Annotated in this window: 25 protein-coding genes and 5 pseudogenes; 13 read left to right on the plus strand and 17 right to left on the minus strand. The window is 60.3% G+C overall.

Going from position 1 to position 26282, the window contains the following annotated elements; genetic code table 11:
- Positions 1 to 16 precede the first annotated feature (16 nt).
- The 15 genes and pseudogenes from AC0L2K_RS20930 to AC0L2K_RS21000 all read right to left on the minus strand — a co-directional run bounded on the left by AC0L2K_RS20930 (position 17) and on the right by AC0L2K_RS21000 (position 11927).
- Positions 17 to 550: a c-type cytochrome gene (locus AC0L2K_RS20930; RefSeq protein WP_473532204.1), complete on the minus strand. Its 534-nt coding sequence runs from the start codon at positions 548 to 550 to the stop codon at positions 17 to 19.
- A 1-nt stretch (position 551) separates the two neighbouring features.
- Positions 552 to 1415, minus strand: coding sequence for a substrate-binding domain-containing protein (locus AC0L2K_RS20935; RefSeq protein ID WP_473532205.1), 864 nt, complete (start codon positions 1413 to 1415; stop codon positions 552 to 554).
- Entirely contained in the window at positions 1396 to 3150 is a 1755-nt protein-coding gene (locus AC0L2K_RS20940; RefSeq protein ID WP_473532233.1) for a methanol/ethanol family PQQ-dependent dehydrogenase, read from the minus strand. Before AC0L2K_RS20940 ends, AC0L2K_RS20935 begins: the two co-directional genes overlap by 20 nt.
- 122 nt (positions 3151 to 3272) lie before the next feature.
- Positions 3273 to 4052: a GlcG/HbpS family heme-binding protein gene (locus AC0L2K_RS20945; protein WP_473532206.1), complete on the minus strand. Its 780-nt coding sequence runs from the start codon at positions 4050 to 4052 to the stop codon at positions 3273 to 3275.
- Between the two features lie 241 nt (positions 4053 to 4293).
- A pseudogene (locus AC0L2K_RS20950) lies at positions 4294 to 4604 on the minus strand (Tn3 family transposase); the annotation flags it as partial.
- 998 nt (positions 4605 to 5602) lie between these two features.
- On the minus strand, positions 5603 to 5728 hold the full coding sequence (locus tag AC0L2K_RS20955) for a hypothetical protein (protein WP_473532207.1): 126 nt from the start codon (positions 5726 to 5728) through the stop codon (positions 5603 to 5605).
- Positions 5729 to 5777: 49 nt separating this feature from the next.
- Positions 5778 to 6542 carry a hypothetical protein gene (locus AC0L2K_RS20960; protein ID WP_473532208.1) on the minus strand — a complete coding sequence of 255 codons (765 nt, stop codon included), beginning with the start codon at positions 6540 to 6542 and terminating at the stop codon, positions 5778 to 5780.
- A 49-nt stretch (positions 6543 to 6591) separates the two neighbouring features.
- On the minus strand, positions 6592 to 7125 hold the full coding sequence (locus AC0L2K_RS20965; protein WP_473532209.1) for a hypothetical protein: 534 nt from the start codon (positions 7123 to 7125) through the stop codon (positions 6592 to 6594).
- 1509 nt (positions 7126 to 8634) lie between these two features.
- Positions 8635 to 8853 carry a hypothetical protein gene (locus AC0L2K_RS20970; RefSeq protein ID WP_473532210.1) on the minus strand — a complete coding sequence of 73 codons (219 nt, stop codon included), beginning with the start codon at positions 8851 to 8853 and terminating at the stop codon, positions 8635 to 8637.
- A gap of 383 nt (positions 8854 to 9236) precedes the next feature.
- Positions 9237 to 9482: a hypothetical protein gene (locus AC0L2K_RS20975; protein WP_473523206.1), complete on the minus strand. Its 246-nt coding sequence runs from the start codon at positions 9480 to 9482 to the stop codon at positions 9237 to 9239.
- 81 nt (positions 9483 to 9563) lie between these two features.
- A complete protein-coding gene (locus tag AC0L2K_RS20980; protein WP_473532211.1) occupies positions 9564 to 10265 on the minus strand; it encodes a Crp/Fnr family transcriptional regulator in 702 nt (233 codons plus the stop codon).
- Between the two features lie 196 nt (positions 10266 to 10461).
- Complete coding sequence (locus AC0L2K_RS20985) at positions 10462 to 10584, minus strand: hypothetical protein (protein ID WP_288141874.1); 123 nt, start codon at positions 10582 to 10584, stop codon at positions 10462 to 10464.
- 44 nt (positions 10585 to 10628) lie between these two features.
- Complete coding sequence (locus AC0L2K_RS20990) at positions 10629 to 10775, minus strand: hypothetical protein (RefSeq protein WP_473532212.1); 147 nt, start codon at positions 10773 to 10775, stop codon at positions 10629 to 10631.
- Between the two features lie 10 nt (positions 10776 to 10785).
- Positions 10786 to 11211, minus strand: coding sequence for a hypothetical protein (locus AC0L2K_RS20995; protein WP_473532213.1), 426 nt, complete (start codon positions 11209 to 11211; stop codon positions 10786 to 10788).
- A gap of 473 nt (positions 11212 to 11684) precedes the next feature.
- The gene (locus tag AC0L2K_RS21000) at positions 11685 to 11927 is read right to left on the minus strand and encodes an Rmf/CrpP family protein (RefSeq protein WP_473532214.1); all 243 of its coding nucleotides are present in this window, start codon (positions 11925 to 11927) and stop codon (positions 11685 to 11687) included.
- A gap of 124 nt (positions 11928 to 12051) precedes the next feature.
- Between AC0L2K_RS21000 and AC0L2K_RS21005 the strand changes: the two are divergent.
- From AC0L2K_RS21005 to AC0L2K_RS21040, 8 genes and pseudogenes are all read left to right on the plus strand, one after another.
- Positions 12052 to 12203 (plus strand): annotated as a pseudogene (locus tag AC0L2K_RS21005) (ferritin-like domain-containing protein); the annotation flags it as partial.
- A 339-nt stretch (positions 12204 to 12542) separates the two neighbouring features.
- Positions 12543 to 12908 carry a hypothetical protein gene (locus AC0L2K_RS21010; protein WP_473532215.1) on the plus strand — a complete coding sequence of 122 codons (366 nt, stop codon included), beginning with the start codon at positions 12543 to 12545 and terminating at the stop codon, positions 12906 to 12908.
- A gap of 301 nt (positions 12909 to 13209) precedes the next feature.
- Positions 13210 to 13695, plus strand: a complete 486-nt coding sequence (locus AC0L2K_RS21015) for a hypothetical protein (protein ID WP_473532216.1) — start codon at positions 13210 to 13212, stop codon at positions 13693 to 13695.
- 500 nt (positions 13696 to 14195) lie between these two features.
- Entirely contained in the window at positions 14196 to 14738 is a 543-nt protein-coding gene (locus AC0L2K_RS21020) for a hypothetical protein (RefSeq protein WP_473532217.1), read from the plus strand.
- Positions 14728 to 15123, plus strand: coding sequence for a phage holin family protein (locus AC0L2K_RS21025; RefSeq protein ID WP_287068283.1), 396 nt, complete (start codon positions 14728 to 14730; stop codon positions 15121 to 15123). Before AC0L2K_RS21020 ends, AC0L2K_RS21025 begins: the two co-directional genes overlap by 11 nt.
- A complete protein-coding gene (locus AC0L2K_RS21030) occupies positions 15120 to 16037 on the plus strand; it encodes a hypothetical protein (protein ID WP_473532218.1) in 918 nt (305 codons plus the stop codon). The genes AC0L2K_RS21025 and AC0L2K_RS21030 overlap by 4 nt, the downstream gene beginning before the upstream one ends.
- Positions 16037 to 16780, plus strand: a complete 744-nt coding sequence (locus AC0L2K_RS21035; protein ID WP_473532219.1) for a hypothetical protein — start codon at positions 16037 to 16039, stop codon at positions 16778 to 16780. The genes AC0L2K_RS21030 and AC0L2K_RS21035 overlap by 1 nt, the downstream gene beginning before the upstream one ends.
- Before the next feature lie 99 nt (positions 16781 to 16879).
- The gene (locus AC0L2K_RS21040; RefSeq protein ID WP_473532234.1) at positions 16880 to 17587 is read left to right on the plus strand and encodes a GDSL-type esterase/lipase family protein; all 708 of its coding nucleotides are present in this window, start codon (positions 16880 to 16882) and stop codon (positions 17585 to 17587) included.
- Between the two features lie 295 nt (positions 17588 to 17882).
- Here AC0L2K_RS21040 and AC0L2K_RS21045 read toward each other — a convergent pair whose 3' ends face one another.
- Positions 17883 to 21212 (minus strand): DEAD/DEAH box helicase, encoded by a 3330-nt coding sequence (locus AC0L2K_RS21045; protein WP_473532220.1) that lies wholly within the window; start codon positions 21210 to 21212, stop codon positions 17883 to 17885.
- A 199-nt stretch (positions 21213 to 21411) separates the two neighbouring features.
- On the opposite strand from AC0L2K_RS21045, the pseudogene AC0L2K_RS21050 reads away from it, so the two are divergent.
- A pseudogene (locus AC0L2K_RS21050) lies at positions 21412 to 21531 on the plus strand (glutathione-dependent formaldehyde dehydrogenase); the annotation flags it as partial.
- Positions 21532 to 21597: 66 nt separating this feature from the next.
- Here the strand turns inward: AC0L2K_RS21050 and AC0L2K_RS21055 are convergent.
- Positions 21598 to 21853 (minus strand): annotated as a pseudogene (locus AC0L2K_RS21055) (aldehyde dehydrogenase family protein); the annotation flags it as partial.
- 138 nt (positions 21854 to 21991) lie between these two features.
- Between AC0L2K_RS21055 and AC0L2K_RS21060 the strand changes: the two are divergent.
- The 4 genes and pseudogenes from AC0L2K_RS21060 to AC0L2K_RS21075 all read left to right on the plus strand — a co-directional run bounded on the left by AC0L2K_RS21060 (position 21992) and on the right by AC0L2K_RS21075 (position 26265).
- Positions 21992 to 22433: pseudogene (locus AC0L2K_RS21060) on the plus strand (bifunctional hydroxymethylpyrimidine kinase/phosphomethylpyrimidine kinase).
- A complete protein-coding gene (locus AC0L2K_RS21065; RefSeq protein WP_473532221.1) occupies positions 22376 to 22687 on the plus strand; it encodes a bifunctional hydroxymethylpyrimidine kinase/phosphomethylpyrimidine kinase in 312 nt (103 codons plus the stop codon). The pseudogene AC0L2K_RS21060 and the gene AC0L2K_RS21065 overlap by 58 nt, the downstream one beginning before the upstream one ends.
- A 706-nt stretch (positions 22688 to 23393) precedes the next feature.
- A complete protein-coding gene (locus AC0L2K_RS21070; RefSeq protein ID WP_473532235.1) occupies positions 23394 to 24779 on the plus strand; it encodes a TolC family outer membrane protein in 1386 nt (461 codons plus the stop codon).
- A 1303-nt stretch (positions 24780 to 26082) separates the two neighbouring features.
- On the plus strand, positions 26083 to 26265 hold the full coding sequence (locus tag AC0L2K_RS21075; RefSeq protein WP_473532222.1) for a hypothetical protein: 183 nt from the start codon (positions 26083 to 26085) through the stop codon (positions 26263 to 26265).
- Positions 26266 to 26282: the final 17 nt, after the last annotated feature.

Raw genomic sequence — 26282 nt, forward strand, 5'->3', positions numbered from 1 at the left:
ACCCAAACAAGGCGTCTCACGGCGACTTCCCCAGTGTCGCGGCATTTGGCAGGCGATTTTCGGATGGGTGCACCATCATGTCGTCGTCGCGTCCTGGCGCGGCGGAGGAGGGTACTTTGCCGCTCAGCGAGCGGACGAAGGCGGCAAGTTCCCAGATCTGGTCGTCGGGTACCCTGTCACGGAAGCTCGGCATCCCGTTCGGGCGCCCGTCTCTGATCGTGGCGTGGATGCTTTCGATCGAACCGCCGTAAATCCACTTTTCGTCCATGAGCGCTGGTCCCATGCCGCCACCGCCATTGGCATGGCATCCGGAACAGTTGAACCAGTTGAACAGACGTTTGCCCTGGCTAAGATGGAACGCGTTTGCCTCGAACGCCGCTGCCTTGTTGTCGGACGGGGACGGCCGCTCGCCACCTGGCGCAAGGACAGTGACCGGCGTCGCTTGCTCGCCCGAGCCGAGCGCCGACTGGGGGCGGGTGTCGCGTTCCTCGCGCTGGCATCCGGCAATGGCGAGCATTGCGCACAACAGCAAGAGAAGGCCGCGGTTCATTTCACGGCGCTCCAGCAGTGTCGAGCCGGGGCATGCCATACTGCGCCAGAATCGCATTGATCTCGGCGCGGTGCTTTGCGAGGGCAGCGTCCACTTCGCCGTGCAGCGCATCATCCTCGTGGCGCACGCCCATTGAGATGTCGTAGATCATCGGTAATTGCGGACCGTCTACCCGAGGTTCAACCGGCGTAATCCGCAGCGCCACCTTCTGTCTGGCGGCAAAGTAGCCGGCCAGCGGGCCCCAGACGACGGCCATATCGATATCGCCGCTCGCGACCGCTTCGATGATGCGCGCCGGAGGGTTCGGCACAGAATAGTCGCCATAGACTGGAAAGCCGATGAGATGGCCGACGATCCTGCGGCGCCCGAGCGCCTGGACGGGTGGGGAGTTGGCGCCGTCGTCGCCGATCAGCTGGACACCGATGCGCAGATTACGCAAGCGAGGATCGTTGAACGATCCGACTTCCGGCGCCTCCTTGCGAGTCACGAATACGTAGGACGAGCGATAATAAGGCGCGGTGGTGCGCAGCAATTCGAGATTAGCTGGCGTGCCGGGGACGAGATCACACAGACCGGCTTTCAACGTGTTGCGGATGAAGCCGCGGCGCTGCGCCCACCAGGTATAGGAAAGAGTTGCGCCAAGTTCCCTGGCGACAATCGCCGCGATCTTGTTTTCAAAGCCTTCCCCGCCAGCGTTGGAGAAGGGCATGTTGTTGGGATCGGCGCACACTCGCAGCTCGCGCGCATTCGCCAGGGCGGCAACAAGGGAAAAGGCCAGTGCACCGATTATCTCGGCAAAATGCCGGGAACGTATTCTCCCCCTTCGCGCAGGCCCGCCGATCGCTTCAGGGCAGCCGGAAAACATGCAGCGTACCTCCCGGCGTGGTTACGTCCTTGAGATCCTTCATGACATTGGCGAAGCCGAGCGCAGCGGTGGCGTCGCGCGGGTCGAGATCTCCCGACACGATGGCACCTGCCCAGCCACCGACACCCGACAAGATCGCGACATATTGGTGCCCATCCGGACCGCGATAGGTGATCGGCTGGCCAATGATGCCGGAAGAGGTCTTGAACTGCCAAAGCAGTTTCCCGGTCGTGGCGCTCACCGCCTTGAACCAGCCTTCCATGGTTCCGTAGAATACGACGTTGCCGGCCGTAACGACGGCGCCGCTCCACACCGGAAAGTTCTCCTTCAGGATCCAAGCCGGCTTGGCGGCAGCGACATCCCAGGCGGTGAAGACACCCCGATGTCCACCCGGCCCGGGAATCATGCGGACATTCATGCCGACATAGGGCGTGCCGGCGATGTAATTCACCTCGACGCCTTCTTCGTCCATGCACAGATTGTTGTGCGGGATGTAGAGCAAGCCGGTCTTGGGCGAGAATGCCGAGGGCTGCCAATCCTTCAGGCCGGACGCGGTCGGGCAGATGTTGCGTACGACCTTGCCGGTGCCGGTTTCTTTCTCGGGGTTTACTATCAGCCGGCCTGTCTTGAGGTCGACTCCCTTGCTGGAATTGACTGGGCCGAATGGTACCGCGGACAAGACCTCGCCAGTCATGCGATCCAGCAAGTAGACATAGCCGTTGCGTTCCGGCCGGACGAGCACCTTGCGGGGCTTGCCCTGCCAGGTCATATCCAGCAACACCTGCTCGTTGATGCCGTCGTAATCGTGCAAATCGTGCGGGGTCCACTGATAGAACCATTTTGCAGTGCCGGTGTCGGGATCGCGGGCGAAGATGCCGGAGGTCCACTTGTTGTCGCCGGGTCGCAGATCGGGATTCCAGGGACCGGGATTACCGGTACCGTGAAAGATCAGGTCCAGGTCGGGGTCATAAGAAATCCAGCCCCACACATTGCCGCCGCCGATTTTCCAGGCGTCCGGCGGCCACGATGTGACGCCGAGATCCTTGCCCTTGTCCATGTCGTAATGGGGCTTGAAGTCCGGGCCGATCAGCACCTCGGCATCCGGGCCGGTGCTGTAGGCCGTCCAGATGACATGCCCGTCGCCGGCGTCAAGCGCCTTGATCCAGCCGCGCACGCCCATTTCGCCGCCGGAATTGCCCACCAGAACCATGCCCTTTACCACCAGCGGCGCCATGGTGATGGTCTCGCCGATGTTGATGTTGCCGATATGGGTGTTCCAGACCGGTTTGCCGGTCGCCGCGTCGACCGCGATCGTATGTCCGTCGAGCGTGTTGAAGTAGAGACGCCCATTGGAGAAAGCCGCACCCCGGTTGACCACATCGCAGCAGGCAACTCCCTGCGCGGCAGGTTCGGGATTCGGCTCGAACTTCCACTTCATCGGTGCGCCGGGTCTGGCGAGATCAAGCGCGTAGAGAATGTTGGGAAAAGGCGTCACGATATACATCGTGTCGCCGACAACCAGCGGCGCAGCCTCCTGGCCCTTGTTCACGCCGGTCGAGAAGGTGAAGGCGACCTGCAGGGTCTTGACGTTGTCTTCGGTGATTTCAGCGAGTTCGCTGTAGCGGGTCGAGGCATAGTTCTTCGCCGGCATCGTCCACTGGCCATCGTCAGGTGGGGCTGCTGCAGCAGGCGGCCTTATGGCAGGCTCCGCCGCCTGGGCCACCGCTCCGGCCACGAGCGCGAAGCCCGCCAGCAAGGTCCAGCCGATCACCCCCAATTTGGTACGACCATCTATCCTGGCCAGTGCCTTGTATCCTCTCTGGCAGGCCGCCCCAATCTTCACCGCCACCACCTGTCTCATTCGTGCATCGAGCCGCCGACCCCGGCGCCGAGCTCCGCTGCTATGTCCGCCTCGCTTCCCGCACACAATGGATGGCCCCAGCCGGAAGCGCTCTTCCCGCCAGGGTCAAGATCATAGACGATGGCGTCTTTGCGATTTGGATTGACGCCGGCCGGCACTTTGTCCAATCCAAGCGCAGCACGCGTGCGCCATGCGACATTGTGATCGGCACAGGGGGAATCGCCGCTTACACCAAGCCCCCCGATGATCCCTTTTTCATCGTAAAGCGCCAGGCCGCCGCCAAATGCGACTATGCCCCCGACGAGCTTTCCCGTCAGCGGGTCGCTGGAACTTCCAAATGCCGCAGGATTTCCGGTATAAGCGGCCGCCTGGTTGACAGGGTTGGTGGCTTGCAGGCCGAACAGGGGTCCGCCGGGCTGGACAGCCGCATAGAGGTTAGCGGTCGAAAGGGCCATGTGAGCAAGGCTGAGCCCGTTGGCCGTACTGGCCTTTTCGGCTGCGACCAGACGGCTGCCGGGCCATTGCGCGTCGGCCGTGGGACCGCTGTAGGCGACGGCGCAGACTGCTCCGTCGCGAGCCACGACCGCCGCCCACTCATGGGTGTCGAAGCCGCCATTGCCAGGGCCGCCGCTCGCCCTAACGCTCGCCTTGAGGGCGCCGAGCAGTCTGCCATGGTCAGCAGGGCACGGCGCCTGCGCCCAGGCATTTTGCTCGACGTAGCCGATCGTCAGCAGGAACAGACCCAATGCTACTGAGGCAGTCCAATGACGATCCATCGCCCGCGCCGCATTTATTGAACTCTCCCTAACGCATGAGAGGCGCAGAAGTGCCAAACGTCATGGAATAAAGTGCAAGATTGGTTCGGCTCGGAAGCAGCGCCCTTGCGTTCGAAAGATTGGAACGGTTCTGCGCCGCTCTCTGTAGAGCCCAGATTCGCATCTCCGGAAGAAAGCGAAATCAGCTTCCTCACCGCCGCCCATCACAATGCTCTCGCGCAAGCCCTGCTCGCCGATGGCAGTAGGATCGACTACCATCGACCCAGATGTGTGCAGATCTAAGCCGATCTCGCCAAGCCGCGAGCGTTGCAATCTCGTAAGGATCGCGATCGGGCACCTCCCGCTCGAGGACTAGCCGTCGATCAGCTTGCATGAGATAGGTGACCGGACGCGATCCGGAAGGGTCCGCCGCTTCTCGGCATAGGGCCGTTTCAGCAGCGAAATCGCCGCAAGAAGGAAGTCGTGGCGGCGCGCTGAGCGGAACGTGAACGCCTGCAGGAACGAACCGGCATACTTGTTGACTGTCCCATATTGCTCGGCCGCGAAGGTCAGCGCGAAGAATGGCAAGGCCTGTGTCATCGCTCCAGCCTTTAGGCTGGGTCGCTTCCAGCGTCTGTCCGGCTGCTCTAGTATTGAATGTCACCCGATCGGAGCCTCCATTTGCAACGATTGCGAACAACATATGGCCTAGCTGAACATTGCCGGATTATGGCGTCGGTGGCCTTCAAGACCCGACGCGCGTGAAACCGATTTTGACCTGCCGTAGGTGCACGACCATCCACATAGCTACGGCACCCATACCACTTGCCGGGTGCTCGGATGCCTCGAGCCTCCAGTGCAAAACTTGACGCACACAACTTCGATCTCGGGCCAATGGGAGGGCACATTAAGCTCGGAATTGTGCGGAACCGTACGAAGCGGATTGCAAGCAACCAACCTGGTTGCCAGGCATTAATTTGGAGCATTGGGAGGAAGACCATGCTCCACGTTAACGTGCCTCGGGAATTTGAGGTCGGCGATGAGGTTGCGCTGGCAAGTACCGTTATCACGATTCTCCCTAGCGGCCGCGCCAGAGTGAGCATTCCATCATATGACCATCCGTATACGATTGATCCGCCGCCCAAAGCCCGGGCCGGAGACCGAGTGGTTCTTGTTGGGGACGTCACCCGCATAGATCGCGGAGCGAGCAAACTCACTGTGCGGATTGACTGCGGCGGGGTGATTACGGTCGACAGGTCGGCGATCACTCGGCTGAGAAAGCACCGCAGGACCTCAGCGGGTTGACGCTACGGCGATACAACAGCCGCGCTTGCGTTGCGCAGAGCCTGGCGTTTGACCGAGAGCTGATCGAAATGAGGAAAGCCCCACATCCGGGGTGAGATCCTACGCCGCGCCTGGAACATTAGCAGCCGCTAACTATTATCGGGGAACCAGTGGGTCAACCCCGCCCAAGCCCAGCCCACTGCAGATCGGGGCTGCAACCCGGTCGGCCCGCGTTTCTCCTCGAGCGCGGGCTTTTCACTGCCGCTCCCGACGCGGGCGCCGTGCCACTAGGTTTTTGGCCGGGAAGCGTTGTTGTTGCGGTCAAGAATGGCCAACGCACTGAACAGAACGACAAAACCGGCGATTCCTACCCAGCCGATGATCTGGCGCGTCCGCTCCTGCGCCTCGGGCATTTGCAGCGCCTCGACCTTTGGCCACATCACGTTGATGTAGCCGTCTGGCTCAGCGATTAGGCCTTATGTTTTCCGTGCCGATTTCGAGCATTACCCCCTGGATCGGACCGTCGCTGAGGACCATGAGATGGGCAGGAGCTGATCGTGCAATGACTTCGCCGTTGCGGCTGACCTCTGCCCACCCCCAGAGGGCGATTTCTGGCCGAACCTTCGGTAGTTTGCCGGTGCCGATGCCGGTGTTGCCGTGCATCTCGTGCTCATACACTGCGCCTGACCAAGTCGTATAGCTTCCGAGCGGGTGCCTCGGCATCGGTTTGTCGATCTTGACAGTATACTTGGCATCGCCGGCGGTGAATTCGGCCGAGACCTGCATGTCATCGGTGTTCTGGACGTGCGACCAGCGGTTTCCCATCTCCACGGTTTGGATTGCAATGGTGCCGTTCATCGGCGCCGTGCTGTTCATGGCGAACGGATCCGCGCCGGTTACCCGTAGGCCTTCGCCTGAGGTGCGTGCGGTCGCGACCAAGCCATCGGTGCCCCTCGATTGAGCGGTCGCAGGATCGGGAGGGACACCCAGCAGGCCTGCTAACATGGCAATCCCGGCAACGCCGATCATGCGCCGCTTTGCCATCAGCCAAACGCCGATCCACCAGCCGATCAGCGCCGAAACGAAACCGCCGGGAAACGACAGCCACCAGAGGTCCCTGTAGCCGGAATAATACGGCTGATCGAACGGCAGGCCGCGCGGCCCGAGATACATGCTATAGGTGGTCCAGACGAGGGCGAGCATGAGGGCGCCGACGCCCCAGCCCATCGGGCGGGCACCGGCATAGGCCGTCCAAACACAGACGAAAACGAAGTGATCAGAAGGTGCTGGACGAAAAAGGTGATGCCGGGAAAATGCGCAGCAGCACCAACTGGGTCAGAATTCCGTTCAACGCAACTATAATGACAGCGGTGGTCAACCCGTAGACGACGAACCGCCATGTCTCCCCGCGCTCAGCCTCAAGGACCGGATGGTTGCGCCGCCACAGCCACAGCGCCATCAAATATCCGCCGAATATCGCCAGGAAGTGCACCGGCACGCCGGTGATCCATAGGTGATTGAAATCGAGCCACTCGGGTTCCTGCGGCAGCCCGACGGGCGCCAGCCACTGGTAGTAGATTTCCAGAATGAGCGTGTGGACCGCAGTCAGGATCAGGCCAGGCACGATGCCGATGCCGAGAAAGGCCGTGCCGAACAGAAACACTGTGGTGATCAGGAAGGTCTTGGTGATAGCAGGCCGTGGGCGATGGAGGCATCTACGAAGATGGCTGAAAGGCCGACAAGCATGCTGAACTTGATTGTATCTTTTGCGAGCAGAAACATAACGCACTTCCGCATTGCGCGATGTCAACGGCCAACACCGAAGGTAAGTTCCTTAAGCTGGTGCACGCCCCGCCGGCGAGCACAGCGTTCAGCCTTCCCCCTCCGCCTCGATCGCCTCGTTTGCAGTCCGCTCAGGGAATAGCATCGCTGCCTCCTTTGGATGCAGCTTCAAGAGCCTTCATCTGTTCGGCCGATGCGCCGATCCGCTGGAAATTGACAATCTGCCATAGCTCTGGGACCAGCTTCGTGCTGGCGGTCGCCTCTGCAGATTTCGGATGAAGGGCTGACCTATATTGTTGCGCGCAGGCTCATATCCGATCCTGGCAAGGGTTGCTTTCCTACCCGCGTTGGCCGGCGTTCTCCTGCTCGCCGTTTTTCCGGAGTGGCTCCTGCAGAAACTGGTCGTGACCTTCACGCATCAAGGCAAGCTCATTCGGGCAATCGTCGATTGCATGCTGGAGGCCGCGAGGACGCGCGGAGAGATCATGCGCTCGCTACGCCGGCTGGTCGCCGCCGACAACTTGACGGAAAAGGAAAACGCCAAGGTCGAGGCCAAGCTCGGCGATCGCCCGTGCCATGGACCGAGCCGCCGGCCTTTTCCAAGGGCAAATCTGAATGAATGGCTACCGCAATTGCCGAGATGGGCGGCGAGCCTGAGCCTAGGGCCGAATGTTGGCCGCAAATCGTGTGGTGAGGTCTTTCAGGAGTAATTCTCGATGACTCACTCTTTTCCCACAATCACAGTTGAAACAGTGGCCGAAGTCTACGTTCTCTCCAGAGACAGGGCCCGATACCTATCGATCGGACAGGCGATCTGCGACCTCCGAAAACTCATGCCGGCTTGCAAGGCGACCGATCACGAGTTGGAGGAGATATTGGCGGCAGCGTGCGTAATTCACAGCGTGCCCGTCACTTTCGACGCCAAAACCGCCGATGGCGCATGGCTCCATTAGGTCGGAGATGCCGCGCCGGGAATGTTCTACCTAATCGACAACATAGGCATGCTCGAGCATGCCGCAGATTTTCCTCGGCTGGCAGTCCCTCTCGCTCATAGACTGAGAAGGGGCCGCCAGGGTCGCTAGGGGGAGCCGTGTCACCGCGCCGGTGGATAGGTCTGCGGCGGCTTCCGATATGCCTCTTCACGACGCGGCGATCAAAACCATGGCCCTTCGGGGGCGGCCCGTCGATAGGATGCATACGGAGCATGCATCTTGCACACTGGATCGATCCAGGCCGGGTCAGGCGAGGGGCAAGTTCGATCTCGTAAAGAGGGATTTCATCAGCTACCGACCGCAGCGCCACCTCTCCGAGATCCCGCACCAAGATGCCTTTGGCGGCAGCGGCGTCGGCAATGGGTTGAGTCGCAAGCAATTGACCAGGGACGCAAGCGCAGCAATACGTGCCGCTATGTTGACGGTCGATCCAAACAGATCACCTGCCCTGCGGATGACCGGTCCATGGTTCAGCGCCGACCGGGTGAGCGGAAGGCGCGGTTCTTCCCGGCATGCCTGCAACAGCGTTCCAAGCGCCTGGATCGCTAACTCTGGCTCCGGAAACGAGAGCATCGCTCTTCATCTCCGATCCACTTGATCGGAGGCTCGTAGCCAGCAAGCGCCTCGCGGACCATGCTCTCGAAAATCTCGAGCACATCGATTGCCGCTGCATCTCCATAAACGTCCGCGATGGCGCTAAAGCCCGCAAGATCGATGAATGCCACCGTAGCCGAACCGCCGGCGGAACTCTGCGTCTGGCTCATATCCCTGTCCATGCGAAGTTATTTAACGCCTGTAACACGGTTTCGCGAATCTCGGACGCGATCGTCAGAGCTCCAGGGCGTCGGTACGCCACACCGCAGACCTCCCTTCGAGTGAAATTGGAGAAGGCGTTGACGATTCTATGCCGTCTAGGGGTCTGCCGCGTCGAACTCAATGGCAAATCCCGCGTCAATGGCGCTTCGCGCAATGAGATCGCCGATTTTGCCAATCCGTCAGTTCGCAAGGTGGAAACATCTTGCTTACGGCGCTGATCGCTTCGAGTATCGAAACGCTCGGGTTGTCGACATTATCGATCAGGTACTGGACAATCGCTTTCCGAACACCCACTGAATTTGGCTTCTGCACCAGCGCGGAAATTTCCGGCCTACGCATGGAGCCGCATTTCTGAGCCGTCGACCGCTGTTCCGTCGAAAGCGACGGGAACACCGTGAACGATGCATGTCGCCGCCAGCATCGCCTCCAATTCGGCGTCGGTAGCCTTGCAAGCCGGCATGAGTGTTCGAATGGCGCGGATTGCCTGTGCGATGGAGAGGAACCGGGCCTTGCCTCTGGAGAGGACATAGGCCTCGGCCGCGCTTTCAACCGTGACGGTGTGAAAAGTGTTGGTCATCGACAGCGCCTCCCTGCTTAACCAAATACGAGTTTCGGCCTATATGCGGCGGCATTCAAGCATATGTCCGATGCCGGACAATCAGGCGGAGGCCAGGCCGAAGTGACGTTGCTCCTCGTCGCCGTAGGCACCATGCGTGAGCTTTATCATTCCGGCACGGTCGACGATCGTGATCTCGCCGCGTTTGGCCTGAATCAGCCCCCGATATTCAAGCATTTGGAGGGCGGTGGTAACCCCGGGGCGCCGAGAGCCAAGCATGGTCGCCAGAAACTCATGAGTCAGATAGATTTTATTTCCATCAGCGCGGTCGTGGACCATCAGCAACCAGCGGGCCAGTCGTTCCTCGATCTTGGAATGGCCGTTGACCAGTGCCGTCCTGGACGACTGGATAAGGAAGGCGTGGGCATAGCGAAGCAGTGACTCGCGAAGAGACTGGCTCTTTGCCACCATAGACCGAAGAGTCTCAACCGGCAGGCACCAGCCGCTGCCTGCGACCTGGATGTAGGTCTCATTGGGAGAGCTGTCTTGGCCGAGAATGACCGCAACTCCCGTCACGCCGTCGTGGCCGATGATGCCGACTTCGCTTTGCCGCCCTCCGGTCATGGTGGCGACCACCGAAGCGATACCCGCCTCTGGAAAATACAAATGCTCGATCGTCTGATACGGAATCTCCAACTGGGCTTTGACGCCCAGTTCGACGTGCTGCAGTGACGGCTGTAAAAGTGCGAAATCCTCAGAGGAGAGGGCTTTCAACACATGGTTGCGTAGACGGGCTTGGGGCATGGCTCTCTCCCAGACGGGCAAGAGCACGTACCCTCTTACTGTCGGCTGCATCCGAACATGTGTGGCAGCCGATATCGAAGCATAGGCTCAATTACGCGAATGGCAAATCCGGCGCTCGCCGTTCGCAGAGCTATGATCGGTTCTAACCCGGGCAGGGCACGAACTTGGGGCATAGACTGACCCCGCCCGGGGAAGTTTAGATGCCCAAGTCCAGCTGCATCTTTGCAGCGGCCCGAGCATGGTTGATCAGCGCCAGCCAGTTGCCCTCGACGGCTGCTCGCCTGAAAGCTGGTAGCTCGGCCTCGTCGATCTGTTCCATCCATTGCTCCATGCTCAGTCCAACAGCACGTTCCGCTCGATGTGTTAGGCAGAGGCCACCGCGACCACAGCCGTCTCAACCTCGTCGACCTGGGCCGTCTCATGGTTCAAGACGCCGGTCTCTATGTACTCGGCAATGGCGGCGTCGGCAGGGGTGCCAGAATTGAAGCGATCCAGTGAGCGATCGGCCATGGCCATCTCCTTAAATTGCTTCTCGGCTTTCTCGCCGAGTAGCCGTTGCGGACCAGTTCCTTGCTAAGGGCTGCATCGTACTCGGCCCGAGAAACAGACCGTCAGCCAGCCAGGCCTTTGCCTGATCCGGCGACAATTCGATCCCAAGCCTCAACGGCAGCCGGTCGGCAAGCACTTGCGGCACACCCGTGATAGGCCTAGCTGCCGCCGCTGCCGCTATCGCTATCGCCTTCTGTCCCTCGGTCAAAGGCTGCCCGTTGCGGAGCTGACCAGACTGCAGCATCTGGTACCACTGGTTGCCCTTCAAGCTCACCTCGGTCGCCGCCTCGACCTGAGCCCTGGGGGCTGCCTCGCGTTCGTCATGCTCGGTCTTGGCCTTGGCGTGTTCGATACGGTCGATGGCCTCCCAGCGCTGCTCATGGCTCATACCGGCCAATGTTGTCTCAAGACCCCTCCCCGACAACCATGATCGAGGCTCTGCGCTTTGTGTTGTTGGCGTGTTGGTGTCAGGCTTTGCGCTGCGGGATGGATGCCGCCCGGGCAACCCCATTCCCAGTCTAGCACGTCCTGCTCGACGTGCCCTGGAAGGCCCGTCGTCTTGGCCGCGCCTTTGCCGACCCAGTCGCTTCAGTTCCATGTTCAATATCGGCCAACTCGTGATGTAGGCGCGGTCGGTCCACTCGCCTGTCGGCTTTGCTGGGGATCGGCGGGTACGGGATGCCATCTCCGGCGTCTGGATGCGAATTGTCGGAGTGAACTGGTGGACCTTCTGGCGATCAGCCATTGGCCGCTGCTGCCTTGCGCTTCAAACGCCAGCCAGCATCGAGGACGTGCGCGAAGTTGGTTGGTTGGCACGTTCGTATTGCCTTGCGCTAATTTGGGCTTCGCAAGGATGGATCGCAGAGACAATCATCCCTCCTGCTGCTCTTCATCAATTGCTTTGGATTCGTCCCAACCTTGCAGCCAAGAGCGTCGCTTTTTGGTCAATAAGGGATAAGGGCAGGCCGATCGGGGCAGCTTTAGGCAGTATGCGTCTATGCCTTCGTCCCTCGGGTTGGGCTTACCCACGTGTGTATGCCTCCATATGCTTCCGCTAGGCAGCTGGCGAGCGTAGGATTTCCTACGATCCAGGCATATGCCCTCCGCCCACACCCCGTGCCTGGTGAACGACTGAAAGCCCGCCTTGCCGAAAGGTGCGGCGGGTTTTGTCCTCCGTCCGGGAACTCTGGCCAAACCAACACGTTTGGATCGCGCAGCACTGGTCCCGTGCTGAGAGATCGGCCTTGCCCCGGTTTCCCGCGCCTATGCGCAGGACGACATTAAAGACGAAGACATTTTCCGGGTCCCCCTCAATCTGGAATACATGGAGGCCGAATATTGCGCGGCTCCACCGGGAAAGGAATCGACGATTCCGATGCCGGTCCGGAGGGACTGTAGGCCGGGTGATCGGCCGAAAGTGTGCTTGCGAGAGGCGAGGGCGGCCTTGGTCCGTTCCAGAGATCAGCCGCCGCTCTTTCTCGGCGAGCGCAGCATACAGGGGAAGCCTAAACGGGTCAGCATTCGTGCCAAGTTCGGCTATCTTGAGACGAGCGGGGACGACCATCTGCTTTCGACCGCGGTTAATCGGCGGCATGGACAAGTTCGTTGACGAGAACGGGCCGAGACGGAAGGACTGGGGCTATGGAACCCTGAACAGGCGCATGTTGTTGGTGGTCATTGCCGGCCCCCCTATCTGGACCCGCAAAATCCAAACAGAAGGAGTAACGAGTGTTGGCCAGTCACCGAGGAAGGCGCGTCCGCGCTGAGATTGCTCTTGCCCAGAACCTGATGCTCGCGCCCTGGGTTGTGGGGTTGCGGTTGCCGATCCTGGTTGCCGAGGCAACCGGTTCGCTGGTTTCAGGTCGGCCGGAAACCGTCAAGGCGGTGAGCGAAAAAGTTTCGGCCCTTGCGCAGGGGATTCTTGCGGCACAGGTGGCTTGGACGCGGGGCGCATTGACATTGCCGCTCGTCATAGCCGACGCGTCATCGCCGCTGGCCGATATCGGGCGATCAATGGCCCTTGCTGCTCTTGAGCCTGCGGGGCGGCAGGTTCGCCTCAATCACCGCCGGCTTTCCAGGCGCCGCAAACGGTGAAGCCGCAAGAGGCGAAAACACCCGCAGCAAGGCCGCAACTGCCGCAGTCCATCGATGAATGTGCGATGGCAGTGTAAAACTTGGCGGAATTTCAATGAAACCTCTTCCGGGGCGGCGGCGCAGAAAATGATTTCTACCACCGTATACCCGGGCGGTCGCAATCACCTGACAGACGCGAAAAGAACGCGCCGTCGGCGGATTGACACTTCAGTCGGGATACAGCTCCTTGCCGTTAATGGAGGTGTCGGGAACTGAGCTTCGGTTCGGCGGTTAAAAAAGAGGGAGAGTTACGGAGGTTAAGGTGAACGGCTTGCTGAAGACTGGACTTTCGACAGGCGTGACCGGCACGGTCGCAAGTGTTGTGACGGCGGCGTTCCTCGCCCTTCTGGCCAAAGCCGAAGGAAAGTCGGCGCTGCAGCCGACCAACGCCACCAGCCACTGGCTCCACGGCGACAAGGCTGGTGCGGTTAGGAAGGCCGACCTCGCGCACACTGCGGTCGGCTTCGGCACCCATCATGCTTCGGCCATATTCTGGGCCGCTCCTTTCGAGGCTTGGCTCGCCAGAAATCCTCCGCGGTCGCCGCTACTGATGCTGCGCGATGCCTCCGCGGTAGCCGCGATCGCTGCGGCTGTGGACTATCTCGTTGTGCCGAAGCGGCTGACCCCGGGCTGGGAGACAGTGCTTTCTAAGCGCTCCATCGCAGCTGCGTATGTAGCGCTCGCTGTGGGTTTGGCTGCCGGCGGACTAGTCGCGCAGGAGATGCGAAAAGGCGAGGTAGGGCCATAGCGCCGGGCATTTCGTGGCCATTGAACTCCTGTGCAAAAGCTTCTGCACTACGGCACGAAGTGGAGAACGTACGGCCGCGACCGCGGGTGTATCGATTCAGTTCGTGAACATAAACCCGGACGGCCTGTTGCTCGAACTGCCGAGCCAAGGCGGCAATGCTCACGCCGCTTTCGGCAGGAAGATTGCCGACGTTCTCCCGTAGCCAGTTTTCGAAGAACTCTTTTGTAGGGCTCATGCGCATCTCCTTCGGGAGATGAACGTCCTACGGCCCGAGGCGACGGCTTTACTCCCCTTCAGCACGTCCAGGCACCCCTTAATTTGAAGCACGCTGCTGCACGACCATCTGTCGACGATCGAGGGTGGAGAGAGATTCGCGCCGGCAAAAAGTTTGCCGCCTTACAGGGGGGCTGCCAGGCGCCGAGACCGCTATCTACTTTGTTTGAGCCGTTCCAAGGAACCAACGGGTTTTCCCGCAGTTTTGTCAGTCAATGGAGGAAATTATGAACAACCAAAACATGGAACGGGATTCCGCGCCAAAGACACCAGATGACAGTGCAAAGAAGGACATTGGCGCAACAGTGAGCGGTGCGTTCTCCAAGGCATCCGGTTTAGCTCAAGAGGCAGCCGATACGGTCAAGCAGTCGGCCGCTGATGGTGCGTCAACAGTTGCCAGCCAAGTAAAGGAAATGCTGGATCGTCAGGTCGGCAGCGGTGCCGAGGTGATGGGTCAGCTCGCAAGCTCGACAAAACGCGCTGCCGAGGACCTCGACGAAAGCGCACCGCTGGTCGCCGGTGTGGTCCGTACGTTCGCGAACCGAATCGACGGGTACGCAGACGATCTGCGGGACCAGTCGGTCGATCAGCTGGTCCGCGCCGCCTCCGATTTGACAAGGCGTCAGCCGGCATTGGTGTTCGGACTTGCCGCCCTTGCGGGTTTTTTGACATTTCGAACGCTGAAGAGCGCACCTCCGGCGTCGCCGCTTTCCAACGAGCCTATGCACGAACGTAACCGGCAAGGAGCGAACGAATTCCATGGCACATGAGCAGCTCAAGAATTCCACGCTTCCTCGCGCACTGTCCGACGTCGTTGCCGACCTTGCCGATCTTGTTCAGAAGGAGCTGCGACTGGCGCGCGCGGAGTTGTCTGAAAATCTCTTTGCCAAATTTCGGGCGGGTATTTGGATGTCAACTGCCGGCGTGCTGGGGCTGATCGCGGCATTTTTGGCAGTGCAGGCGATTGTCTTCGGGATAGCCAGCCTTGGGATTGCAGTGCACTGGTCCTGCCTGATTGTTGCCGCCATCACGGCCGGGGCTGGAGCGCTCGCCTATTACAAGGGCCGCATGGACGCACACAAAGAGATAACGCCGACCCGTTCCATCCATCAGATCAAGCAGGACATCTCGACAACCAAGGAGCATCTGTCATGAGCCGCGAATCACGTACGGCCAATCTCGGAACGGCGGAATGGCTCATCGGCGCCGCCAAAAACAACCCGGAAGGTCTTCTCCTCGTTGCGGCCGGCTGCGCATTGTTGATGCGCCGCGGCGGGTCATCGGCCATCAGTAGCTTCGGGCATGCTGAGGAATCCCGCGGAAACAATGGCCACCGAAAGGCTCAGTCAAGGTCTTCGAGCACGCGCCCCGATGGACACGAGGCGGAAACCAGAGAAGGCGGCGCCCCAGCGGCGGTAGAGGCAGCACGTGAATATGTTTCCGAGATCGGCGAGAAGGTGGCGGCAACCGCAAGTTCCTACGCATCCTCGGCATCGACATATGCGGACGAGGCGCGGCGCAACGTCTCCGAGACATCGGAACAATTCGCCCGGCAGGCCCAATCCACGGTCCAGGATACGATGAACCGTGTGGCGCAAGAGCAGCCACTGACGCTGGCGCTGCTCGGTTTTGCCGCCGGGGCGGCTGTTGCAGCTGCCTTCCGGACCACCGACATTGAGAACCGGACCCTTGGCCCAGCCGCAGAGCAGCTGACGGACACCGCAGAAAGGGCTGGCGAACGGCTAAAGGAATCGACAGAGGAGGCGGGCAAACGTCTCAGGAGGGCAGCCAAGGAGCGCGGCCTTGATGCCGATGGCCTCAAGGAGGTTGCGAGCGACGTGGCTGGTGCGTTCGGCAGCGCCTTGTCGGGCGAGCAGCCAACCGAGTCCGCGCAGGCGCCATCCGCGAGTTCGGGTGGATCGCGCGCTCAATCGGCTCAGCGCGGCATGCCCCAGTCGGGCGGCATGGGCCGCTCGCAAGATAACTCGGCCAAATCGGACCAATCGCCACAATCGGATGCCTCTCGGCCGAGCAAATCCGGACGGTCTAGCGGCAAGCGAGGCTCATAATGGGTGAGGCAAGTCTCCGCCAGCTCGAACATGATGTAGAGGCAGCCCGGGCTAGGCTCGCCGAACATCTGTCGGCGCTGCGATCGCCAAATACATTGTCCGAGTTTACCGACGAGCTGAAGCAAGAGGCGCTCGAGGCAAAGGACGCGCTGGTCGAAAAAGCAAGATCGACCGCGCAGTCGACGGCGCAGGGGATCGTCGATGATCTCAAGGCAAAGGCGGCAGCCAACCCGAGCGCCGCATTGGTGATTGGGGCTGGTCTCGCTTGGCGCCTCCTACACCGTCCGCCGATCGCAACTGCTTTGATCGGAGCGGGACTATTCAGCCTGTTGCGGACACCTTCAATACCAGACATGGACGAGCAAGTTGATCGTTTCTCCTACGCCACAGAGCGCTTGAAGGAGCAAGCCGGCGAGCTGGCGGAGAAGGTCGGCGAACTGGGCGCCGAGACGGCGGAAGCAGTGAAGGAGCAAACAACTGAGCTGGCCGGCGCCGTCAAAGAGAGAGTGCGGGATTGGAGCGCCGGGACGCCGAACATGATCGACGATATGCGGCAGACCTCCGGCGAGGCGGCCCAGCGAGTAGCCGCCACAGCCGGCCGGGCATCATCGGCTGTTCAGGGCGTCATGAGCGATCAGGAGACGCGAGACAAACTCCTGCTGGGGGCCGCGGGAGTAGCCATAGCGGCCGCTATGGCTCTTGCGTATCAGCGGCGGGAAGGGGAGGGGGCGGCGAACGATTAATACGAAAAGCGGAGCGAACTCGAACAGCAGCCACTGAAGGCTCGCGCACGAGCGACAGTCGTGGGAGACGCCGGTCTGGTAAAGATATCGCGCAGGAGCGTGTTGTTGGCCGCCGCCGCGGGACAAGCATTTTCCACGGTGCAAACTGTTTCCGCCGAGGACGTGGGGACGATGAACAAGGTTGTGCTACTAGGCGATTCGGTGTTCGACAACAGCGCCTATGTCGCCGATGGAGCAGATCTAGTGGCCCACGTTTTGCGTCAGCTCCCGATCGGCTGGTCGGCCAAGCTGCTTGCCGTTGACGGCAGCGTCATGACGGATGTGGGCCGGCAACTGAACCGCCTGCCAGCTGACGCCACTCATCTGGTGGTAAGCGTGGGAGGGAACGACGCGCTCGGCGTCTCCTCCGTTTTGAACGCTCCGTCGCGGTCCGTTGCCGACACTCTGCTGAGGCTCGCCGAAATTAGAGAGCAGTTTTGCTTGGAGTATATGTCGACCCTGGATGCCGTTCTGGCGGTAGGGCTGCCGACCGCGATTTGCTCGATCTATGATGTCCGGTATGCCGACCCCGACCAGAGACGCATTGCGGTAACGGCCCTGTCGATCCTCAACGATTGCATCACACGAGCAGCCGCCGTGCGCGGCGTTCCGCTGATCGACCTTCGCATCGTCTGCGGCGAGGACGCCGACTTTGTCAACGTCATCGAGCCTTCAGAACAGGGCGGCAAAAAGATTGCCGCGGGGATCGTGTCGTTCCTTACCAAGCACGAATTCCGAAGCGGGCGTGCCGAACTGATTGTTCGGTAGCAGCGCTTGCAGTTGACACTCTAGCTCTGTTGCCGAGTTGGCTGGCCCTGCGTCACTCAAGCGGTCCCGGCACTACGCGGCGGCACTCACCAGGCCGCCGTACCAGTGTATTTTACATACCGCGGCACTTTGACAGCGGCTGCAAAGCGAAAACCGTGCTGCAAGGAGGCCGCTGACCGGCTGATAGAGGCATCACCGTGGTTGACGTGGCTGTGGGTGGCACAAGGCGTCTGCAAGGAGGCGGGTACGAAACGGTCTCGAGATTGCTTCGCAACTGGGTCATATCGGGAAATTGTCACTCACTTGCCGAGCGAATAGAACCGATCACGCTTCGTAGAACCTCGAGTTTTGCAATGCCTGGTTTGGTTGACGGCCTGCAGATCAAGCGGCCTCGTCGAAATTCGAACCCGTCCAGCCCGATAAGATTCTGCCGGACTGAGGCGGAGACCTTTGTGCGAAAGGTGATCGCAATGGCTTCGGGTCCTACGTCGACCTGGCTCAACCCTAACTCCGCTGCATCTATTCGCAGTCGGCTTACCTCCAGCAGCGTGGCCGCTTCGCTCGGCATGGCTCCAAAGCGATCCTCCACCTCGTCGGCAAATGCATTGACGTCTAAATGCGTGCTCATGCGGAACAATCGCGAATACAGGCTGAGGCGTATGGCTGGCTCCCGCACATAGCTTTCTGGGAATGACCCTCCGGCCTGCAAGTTGATGTCTGGAAGTTGCGTGTCAGCGCCGGGCTCGCCTCGCGCAATCGATGAGGCACGCTCGAGCAGTCTATGATAGAGCCCGACGCCGATCAGCTTGACGTGGCCCGCCTGTTCTTCGCCGAAAAGATCGCCGGCGCCGCGTAGGTCGAGGTCCCTTTGGCTGATGGCCAGGCCAGAGCCAAGCCGGTCGAGAGCTACAAGAGCCGAAAGTCGGGACCTTGTGCCTTCAGCCAATTCCTTGCCGGGCTCGGTCAAGAGAAGTGCAATGCCTTGCACCCTTCCTCTGCCTACACGACCCCGAAGCTGGTGGAGCTGTGCAAGTCCGAAACGGTCGGCCCGCCAAATGAGAATGGTGTTTGCCCGCGGTATATCAAGTCCGCTTTCGATGATGTCGGTGGCCAACAAAATGTCGCCTTCGCCTGCTCCGAACCGGACAACTATCTCGTCCAGTTCACGCCCTTTCATTTCGCCATGCGCGATCTTCACCGAGAGCTGCGGAACCAGCCTGCCCAGTTGTTCAACGACAGTCTCGATGTCATCTATGCGTGGTACGACAAAGAAGCTTTGTCCCCCGCGGCGGTATTCGCGCAATAGAGCAGCCTCGGCCGAACCGGCATCGAAAGGAGCCAAGATGGTGCGAACCGGACGCCGCTTAGCAGGTGGTGTGTTCAGGACGCTTACTTCCTGCACGCCCGCCATCGCCAATTGAAGCGTTCGGGGTATCGGCGTAGCGCTCATGGTCAGTGTGTGGAGGCATGGCGCCAACCGTCGCAGTGATTGCTTCAGCTTGGCCCCGAACCGATGCTCTTCGTCGATTACGAGCAGCCCGAGATCGCTAAAGGACACCCCTTTGGCCGCAATAGCATGGGTCCCGACGACGACTGCGATGTTACCACCTCTCAGACCATCCTTCACTTTCCTTGTCTCTGTCGATCCGACCACCCTGGACAGGTGAGCAACTTGGATGTTGAACCCTGCGAAACGCCGGCGGAACGTCTCGTAGTGCTGACGCGCGAGCACGGTCGTGGGCGCAACGATAGCAACCTGCTTGCCACAAAACGCGGCCGCAGCACACGCCCGAAGCGCCACCTCGGTCTTTCCAAAGCCGACGTCGCCGTAGACCACCCGGTTCATCGTTTTGCCCGACGACAGGTCATCCATCACGGCTCGGATTGCGGCGGCTTGGTCGGGGGTCGCGGCGTAAGGGAATCGCGCCGCGAAGCGAGCAAGATCGGCACGCGGCGGCTTGATCAATTCGGCGGACTGGCGGGACCTGGCCTTCGCAATGGCGACCAGCCGCTTGGCCACCTTCTCGATCTCGCGGACTACAGACTGGCGCCGCTTCTTCCAGCCTTCACCATCTAGTCGGTCCAAGGCTATCGCATCTGGCTCGGATCCATAGCGCCATATACGGCCAAACTCCTCCACTGGTACCAGCAAGGAAGCTCCACCATGATATTCAAGCTTCACGACATCCTGTTGCAGGCCAGCCACTTCAATTTGTTCGATCGCGGCAAGGACGCCCACGCCATGGTCTTCATGGACAACCAGATCGCCGAGCCGCAGTTCGGGTTCGGCTATGCCGTTGCCGGAGCCCGCGTTTGCAGTCGATGACGGGCCGAATATGTCCGCTGCTGCAACGACTGCAATTCGGGACGGTTCGTCGACAAAGCCCTCCGCGAGATCGAATTCCGCCTTGAGAAGAGAGCCTCTTTCGACAGAGAGGATTTGCGGCCAATCGGCGACCGGGTCCATCTTGCGACCGAACTTACGGTCGAGCAGCCGTTCTGCTCGGCGCAGTTCCGAAGTTTCGCCCGTGACCACCACACTAAACCCCGAGCTTGTGCGCGCCTGAGCGAACTCGGCGAATCCGTGCCCGGCTCGCGGCAGGTGGAAGAATTTGGGAATTCGGCCAACCGGGATCGTAAGACGCAAGCACTGGCGATCCCGTAGCGAGTCATCCCATTCCTCACGCGACAAATAAAATTGTTTCGCCGCGGGCCGCCCCATCGCGGATACTTGCCGCCTGCCGCGCCACGCCTCCTCTATGAGGTCTAAGACGCGAGCTAGCGAGATTTCTTCCAATCCATCCAGGAAGCAGATGGTAGCTGTTGATGCGACGTCGAAGAGCGCCGGCAAATCGGAGTAGAGCGAGACTAGACTTTCCTCCATCGGGATCGTGCGCATCGCTGCAGGGTCGAACTTATTGCCGGGTTCCAACATGAGCTCGGACGCCGGGCCAATTACGACTCTGTGCAGCGATCGCTCGCTTCGTTGAGTGATTGGGTCATATGCCTTAAGTTCGGAGATGGCGCCGCCAGCGCCCAGTACAACACGAATAGGGCGGTCACGGTCAGCAGGAAAAACGTCGATAAGATCGCCGCGGATGGCCATCTCGCCTGGTTCGTCGACCCGATCGTCGACAACATAGCCACTCCTCTCAGCCAATACACGAAGTGCCCTCGGGTCCACCTCCTGTCCGATCTGCAGGGTCGCGAAACCCTGGCCGACTGCCGAGGGAGGCGGTACCCGCTGCAAGGCAGATTCGACCGAAGTAACCGTGATGCGGAGTCCTTTCGTAGCGGCCGCAACAGCATGAACAACGCTGACCCGCCGCCCCATAGTGGCGCGAGTGGGACACACCCTGTCGTATGGCAGGCAATCCCACGGCGGCATATACAGGATGTCAGCTTTTGGGAGGAAGTGGCGCAATGCCTGCGTGATGTCAGCGGCACTGCGTTCGGAACTCGCGATATGGAGCATGTCCCTATTTCGAGTGGTTTCCAAAGCGCTGATCAATGCCGCAGCTACTGCGGCAGCTGGCGGTGGGTCGCCTTCTCCTCCTGTTGCAAGTTCGCACTCAAATTGCTCGAGTTGTTCAGCCTCACCGGCATTGCAGGTCTCTCTATCCACGTCTCACCTTCCGAACCTAGGACAAAACGGCCGTGACGCCCCGGCGTTCCGTTGGGACGGCACAGTTACCGACGCTCGGCTTTCAGCAACGTCGCAAAGCGACAATCCGTTGCCTTGCCCAGCGTGTGATCCGGATCGTGCGCCGTGAGAATAGAGTGCCGCACTGTCTAGCAATGCGTGATGGCGAGGTTTTTCCTGAGGTCAGATCGACCCGTCGTTTGTCATCACCCACACTGCCGGGCTCGAACAAGGACCCGAGATGTACAAGCTCTTTCGCGACAAGCAGGACAGTTGCGTCAAAGTCGTACTGAAACCATAGGATCATGAGCATGCTTAGCAAATTCGGCAATCTCAGCAGATGGCCATGACAGCAAGGCCGGCGCCGCTAGAGGCCGAGGCCACCGATGCAGACATATTTGGTGTCGAGGTAGTCCTCGATGCCCTGATGCCCGCCTTCCTTGCCCAGGCCCGATTCCGGCGCGGCCGAGATCGCCCGTGTAGAAATAATAGCAGGCGAGGCCGAATTCAGTGTCGTTGGCTAGCGCGACGGCTTCCTCTTCGGTCTCGAACTTGAACACCGGTGCTACTGGCCCAAAGATCTCTTCCTTCATGAAGCGCATCTTGGGCGTCGCGTTGGCAATGCACGGCGACCCCGAAACGCGCACGCGAGCATGGATCAAAAAGACGGCGCGATGGCGCTGAGGCGAGAACCGCATGTGCTTGTCGTTGGCGGGTCGGACTCCAGCGGTGGAGCTGGAATTGCCCGCGATATCGAGGCGATGTCCTCCATTGGAGTGCGCACCTGTCTTGCTGTCACCGCGCTGACAGTGCAGACGCACGAAGCCGTCATGAAAATCCATCATTCTTCACCTCGCTGGTGCCGAGCAGATGCGCGCCGCGCTACAGGCGAACAAGGTGGGGGCCATCAAGATCGGCATGCTAGCAACGGCTGAGACCGTCGGTGCCGTTTCGGCCGTTCTGCGTGAAAATTCACTGATGCCGGCGATACTCGACCCGGTGCTGGCCTCGACATCAGGCCGGACGCTCCTGGAAGGAGACGCCGTCGCCGTCATGAAGCGAGACCTGATGCCGCTTTGCCGTCTTGTGACACCCAATCTCATCGAACTTGCCCTTCTTGTCGGCGCAGAACAAGACCGGCGAGGATGGCGCAGCCAGGCAGGGCCAGGAAATTGCTGGCAGCCGGCGCGCGGGCTGTGCTGATCAAGGGTGGCCATGCATCGGAACCCCGATCGACCGATATTCTGTTGCGCTCCGATCACCAACCAATGCGCTTCGACACACCCCGCCTTGCAACATCGATGCGCGGCACAGGTTGCATGCTGGCCAGCGCGATTGCAGCGCATCTGGCTAAAGCAAGGTCGCTTGAAGACAGCGTGCGCGAAGCCGAGCGGCTTGTGTTCGAGAGGCTGCAGAAGAAGGCAGCGTCTACTCGATCGCCTGGGGCTCAGTCATAAAAACTCTACAGGCCAGCGAGCAGCAGCGGGCCGACGTGAACCAGGCGCCTGAACTGTTAACCGGGCGGCGAAAGCCTTCGCCAACAAGGTTTTAGCACGCCTGATCTTCCTCGATGAGGCGTCGACCAATACCAAGCTGACCAAAGACACCGGCTGGGCAGCGAAGGGCTAGCCCTTCAGGACGCATGCGCAGCCATTCGGCCAATGGCAGACGCAGACCTTCATCGCTGGGCTGCGATGCCACGGTCTTGTCGCACCGTTGATCATCAACGCGCCGATGAACGCTGCCATCTCCCAACGCTACGTCGAAACTCTCAAATCGCTCCCGAACTGACGCCCGGCGAGGTGCCGCTGTCAATCTCGAAACGAGATGACGGTCGCTGGGGTCGCGATCGAATGAGCTTGATCCGGGGCCCGCCCTTTTTGCGTGCGAATGTCTGGTTCCAATGGTTATCAGGCGGGGAGCAGTTGTATCCATCATTTGGATGCATCGATCCAAACAATCTATTTGTTCAATTGATCACTCTTCGCAAAAAGCTTTCCGCGGTCCGAAGCGTGGCTGCGCGGATCCGCACCCAGGAGGCGCATGAGGTACTCACAGCGTCCTAGTTGCGGGCCTGAGTAATCTGGGCGCGTTCAACGCGGGGCCCGTGCGTTGATTGGTAGCTGCTGTGCGGCCGGGATTATCCATCGTCAGAATGGAGAAATGAATTTGCGATCACGTAAGCGACTGGCGGGACTGGCATTGTTGATTGTAGCGACTGCACCGCTATCTTCGAACGCCGCCTCCGCCGAGAGCATTTTGGAAGCCCTATGGGAGGCATACCAGAACAATTCTTCTCTAAATTCGTCCCGCGCCAAGGTCCGCGTTACCGATGAGAGCGTAGCCATCGCCAAGTCAGGGTGGCGCCCGACGATCGAGGGTTCCGCGAACGTCGGTCAGTCCAGCAGCCATGTTAACGGGAGCAATAAAAACGCGCGAAAGACGACCGGCGAATATGGCGTCAAGATTAAGCAGTCGCTGTTCGACGGTTTTCAGACTAGGAACAACGTCGCCGCCGCCGAATCGCAGGTCAGAGCTTCGGTCGAAAGCATGCGCAACACCGAAGAAAACATCCTGTTCAAATCAGCCCAGGCGTATATGAACGTCGTTCGCGACCGGCAGGTAGCGGTGCTGACGCAGCAAAACGTGCGGTTCCTGACCGAGCAGGCGCGAACTGCGCGTTCGCGCTTCGAGGTTGGCGAGGTTACGCGTACCGACGTCGCTCAAGCCGACGCTTCGCGCGCGTCTGCCGTGGCGGAATTGGCCGGCGCCCGTGAGCAGCTCCTAGTGAGTGCGGCGACCTATCGTCAGCTCGTCGGCCACGAGCCGGGGAGGCTCAGAGCCGCTTCGCCGCCGTCGAAGCTGTTGCCGCCGAGCCTCGATGCGGCAATCGTGACTGCATCAAGCGAGCACCCCGCCATCCTGGCCTCGCAGCATCTGGTCGACGCGGCAGCGTTTTCGGTGAAATCGGCCGAAGGCGCGCTGCTGCCTCAACTCTCCGCTTCCGCTGGCGTCTCGAGCGCCTATCGCAACACCTCGCCTATAGCGAGCCAGCAGGACGGCACGACCAATTCGGCCAGCATCGGCGCGACATTGACCATACCGATGTATTCGGGTGGCCGCAGTTCGGCGCTTGTACGACGGAACAAGGAATCGCTTGGTCAGGCCCGGATCGAAACCGATGTCGGCCGCGATCTGGTGCGTCAGCAAGTGATTGCAGCATGGACCACGTACACCGCAGCCCGGCAAACTGTAGCCGCCAACAGGCAGGTGACTGCCGCTGCGCAGCTTGCCTTGAATGGCGTCATCGAGGAGCGCGATGTCGGCCAACGCACCACGCTCGACGTTCTCAACGCCCAGGCCGCAATCATCTCCGGCAAGATCAATCAGGCCAAAGCCGAACACGACGTGGTGGTGGCGAGTTATGGCATCCTACAGGCGATCGGTCACCTTTCGGCCAAGCGTCTCAACCTGCAGGTGACAAAATACAGGCCGGACGACACTGTCAACGACAAGTGGACCGGTCTACGCACACCAGATTCGCGATAAACTGCCCGAGTTGAAGCTTCGCGTCGATGACAAGTAAATTTTTCTCGAACGAAAGATTTGCTTCTTGCGCTGAATCCGCCATCTGGTCCCCCGAATCAGAAGTGATGCGCAACCTATAATCGTCGGAAACGACGGAAATGTTACGGTTGTGCAGATGGTCGGCTAAACCGCTTAAATCAGCTTGGACTATCCCAGGTGGCGCCGGACTGCGGCAACATCATCGCAGTTCCTTTTGCGGTTCATGGGCGTGTCTCGCAGACCGTGGCCTTCAAGGTCGATGGCGATGATCTGGCGCCGCCGCGAGAGGAGACCAGTGACCTGCGCCATGGCAGCGAGAGCTTGCCGGCAAGAAGGACGATGGGTTCGTCCTCGCCAAAGACTCGACCCACGGTAAATGCCCTTCGGCCGACAGGGCTCACATCCGACATCGCGTCCCAAGTGAGAGTACCGCGTCGGACCCATCAGCGGCCTGTATCTTGTCTTGGATTTTCGTAGAATTTGAGCGGAGCCCTTTGTAGTGCTGTTCGCTGTTTGTTCGCAAAATGTCGCAACCAAGTTCGAATGTCGCGCTCTCAGCAAAGTAGAAATGTCGCAAGGCGGCCGGATTCTCAAATTAACTGCATTTGAGAACAGGCCCTCGACCTGCGAGCTCGGGCTATCATGTTCTCGGCTGCGTCAGTGAATCGGACCCTGTTGTCACCCATCATGTGACCACGTAGCATTCGGAGCATCTCCGGCCCGGCGCGCTCGACGATGGCTTTGCAGGTGTAGGCAGGTTCTCCTGTTGCTCGGCAACGACATGGTCGAGATCGGGGATGATTGCGCCGAGCACCTGGAACCGACAAAGGTCGTGCTCGCGGGGCATAGGTGTTGGAATGCGTCGCATCAGAAGAAGCCGAGCAATGTCGGCTGGCGATGTCCAGGTTCCGATACCACATTCGGCTTCATCGTCTAGCAGCTTTTCGCCCCGACGAGCCGCACCCGATATTGCCGGAAAGGGGAGGGGAGTTCGCACCCGCCGGCATCCCGGAGCAGGTCTCCGTAAAGAGGGCATGTGATACGCCACCTAGCAGCTGGCTTCGCACAATCGGTCTTGGTGCTGGTGCCATGTGATCGGGGCTGCAGTTCATGCAGCATTGCGTTGGTCTCGCGGCGATGAGCCGATGCGATGATTGCGCGACATTTGTGGAGGTCATTCGACGCACCACGGCCGGCTCGGTGGCGAACATGTTGGCGAGGCGGATTTCCTGATCACCGTTCAGATGGAGATCGGTTCTTGCAATGAGGAGATCTCCGGCAAGCAATGTCGAAGCATCACGAGTGGTGGAACCGCGTGAAAGGCAGCGTGCCGGCCGATCCAGGACGACAGAAGCTCGTTGGCAACGGCCGGCAAACATACCGGCAATCGCTGTGGTTCCGCTTCTCGCATCACCGATCCTGCCTTATTATCTGGCTGGATACGCCGATGATGCTGCACAGCAGATAGCCCCGCACCGGCAGCTC

It is taken from the genome of Mesorhizobium sp. WSM4817, assembly GCF_055811135.1.

Excerpts from the sequence above, each read along its gene's own strand:
- AC0L2K_RS20930 (WP_473532204.1), bottom strand. The coding sequence starts at position 550 with ATGAACCGCGGCCTTCTCTTGCTGTTGTGCGCAATGCTCGCCATTGCC.
- AC0L2K_RS20935 (WP_473532205.1), bottom strand. The coding sequence starts at position 1,415 with ATGTTTTCCGGCTGCCCTGAAGCGATCGGCGGGCCTGCGCGAAGGGGG.
- AC0L2K_RS20945 (WP_473532206.1), bottom strand. The coding sequence starts at position 4,052 with ATGGATCGTCATTGGACTGCCTCAGTAGCATTGGGTCTGTTCCTGCTG.
- AC0L2K_RS20955 (WP_473532207.1), bottom strand. The coding sequence starts at position 5,728 with ATGCCCGAGGCGCAGGAGCGGACGCGCCAGATCATCGGCTGGGTAGGA.
- AC0L2K_RS20960 (WP_473532208.1), bottom strand. The coding sequence starts at position 6,542 with ATGGGCTGGGGCGTCGGCGCCCTCATGCTCGCCCTCGTCTGGACCACC.
- AC0L2K_RS20970 (WP_473532210.1), bottom strand. The coding sequence starts at position 8,853 with ATGAGCCAGACGCAGAGTTCCGCCGGCGGTTCGGCTACGGTGGCATTC.
- AC0L2K_RS20975 (WP_473523206.1), bottom strand. The coding sequence starts at position 9,482 with ATGACCAACACTTTTCACACCGTCACGGTTGAAAGCGCGGCCGAGGCC.
- AC0L2K_RS20980 (WP_473532211.1), bottom strand. The coding sequence starts at position 10,265 with ATGCCCCAAGCCCGTCTACGCAACCATGTGTTGAAAGCCCTCTCCTCT.
- AC0L2K_RS20985 (WP_288141874.1), bottom strand. The coding sequence starts at position 10,584 with ATGGAACAGATCGACGAGGCCGAGCTACCAGCTTTCAGGCGAGCAGCC.
- AC0L2K_RS20990 (WP_473532212.1), bottom strand. The coding sequence starts at position 10,775 with ATGGCCGATCGCTCACTGGATCGCTTCAATTCTGGCACCCCTGCCGAC.
- AC0L2K_RS21020 (WP_473532217.1), top strand. The coding sequence starts at position 14,196 with ATGAACAACCAAAACATGGAACGGGATTCCGCGCCAAAGACACCAGAT.
- AC0L2K_RS21025 (WP_287068283.1), top strand. The coding sequence starts at position 14,728 with ATGGCACATGAGCAGCTCAAGAATTCCACGCTTCCTCGCGCACTGTCC.
- AC0L2K_RS21030 (WP_473532218.1), top strand. The coding sequence starts at position 15,120 with ATGAGCCGCGAATCACGTACGGCCAATCTCGGAACGGCGGAATGGCTC.
- AC0L2K_RS21035 (WP_473532219.1), top strand. The coding sequence starts at position 16,037 with ATGGGTGAGGCAAGTCTCCGCCAGCTCGAACATGATGTAGAGGCAGCC.
- AC0L2K_RS21065 (WP_473532221.1), top strand. The coding sequence starts at position 22,376 with ATGGCGCAGCCAGGCAGGGCCAGGAAATTGCTGGCAGCCGGCGCGCGG.
- AC0L2K_RS21070 (WP_473532235.1), top strand. The coding sequence starts at position 23,394 with ATGAATTTGCGATCACGTAAGCGACTGGCGGGACTGGCATTGTTGATT.
- AC0L2K_RS21075 (WP_473532222.1), top strand. The coding sequence starts at position 26,083 with ATGTCGAAGCATCACGAGTGGTGGAACCGCGTGAAAGGCAGCGTGCCG.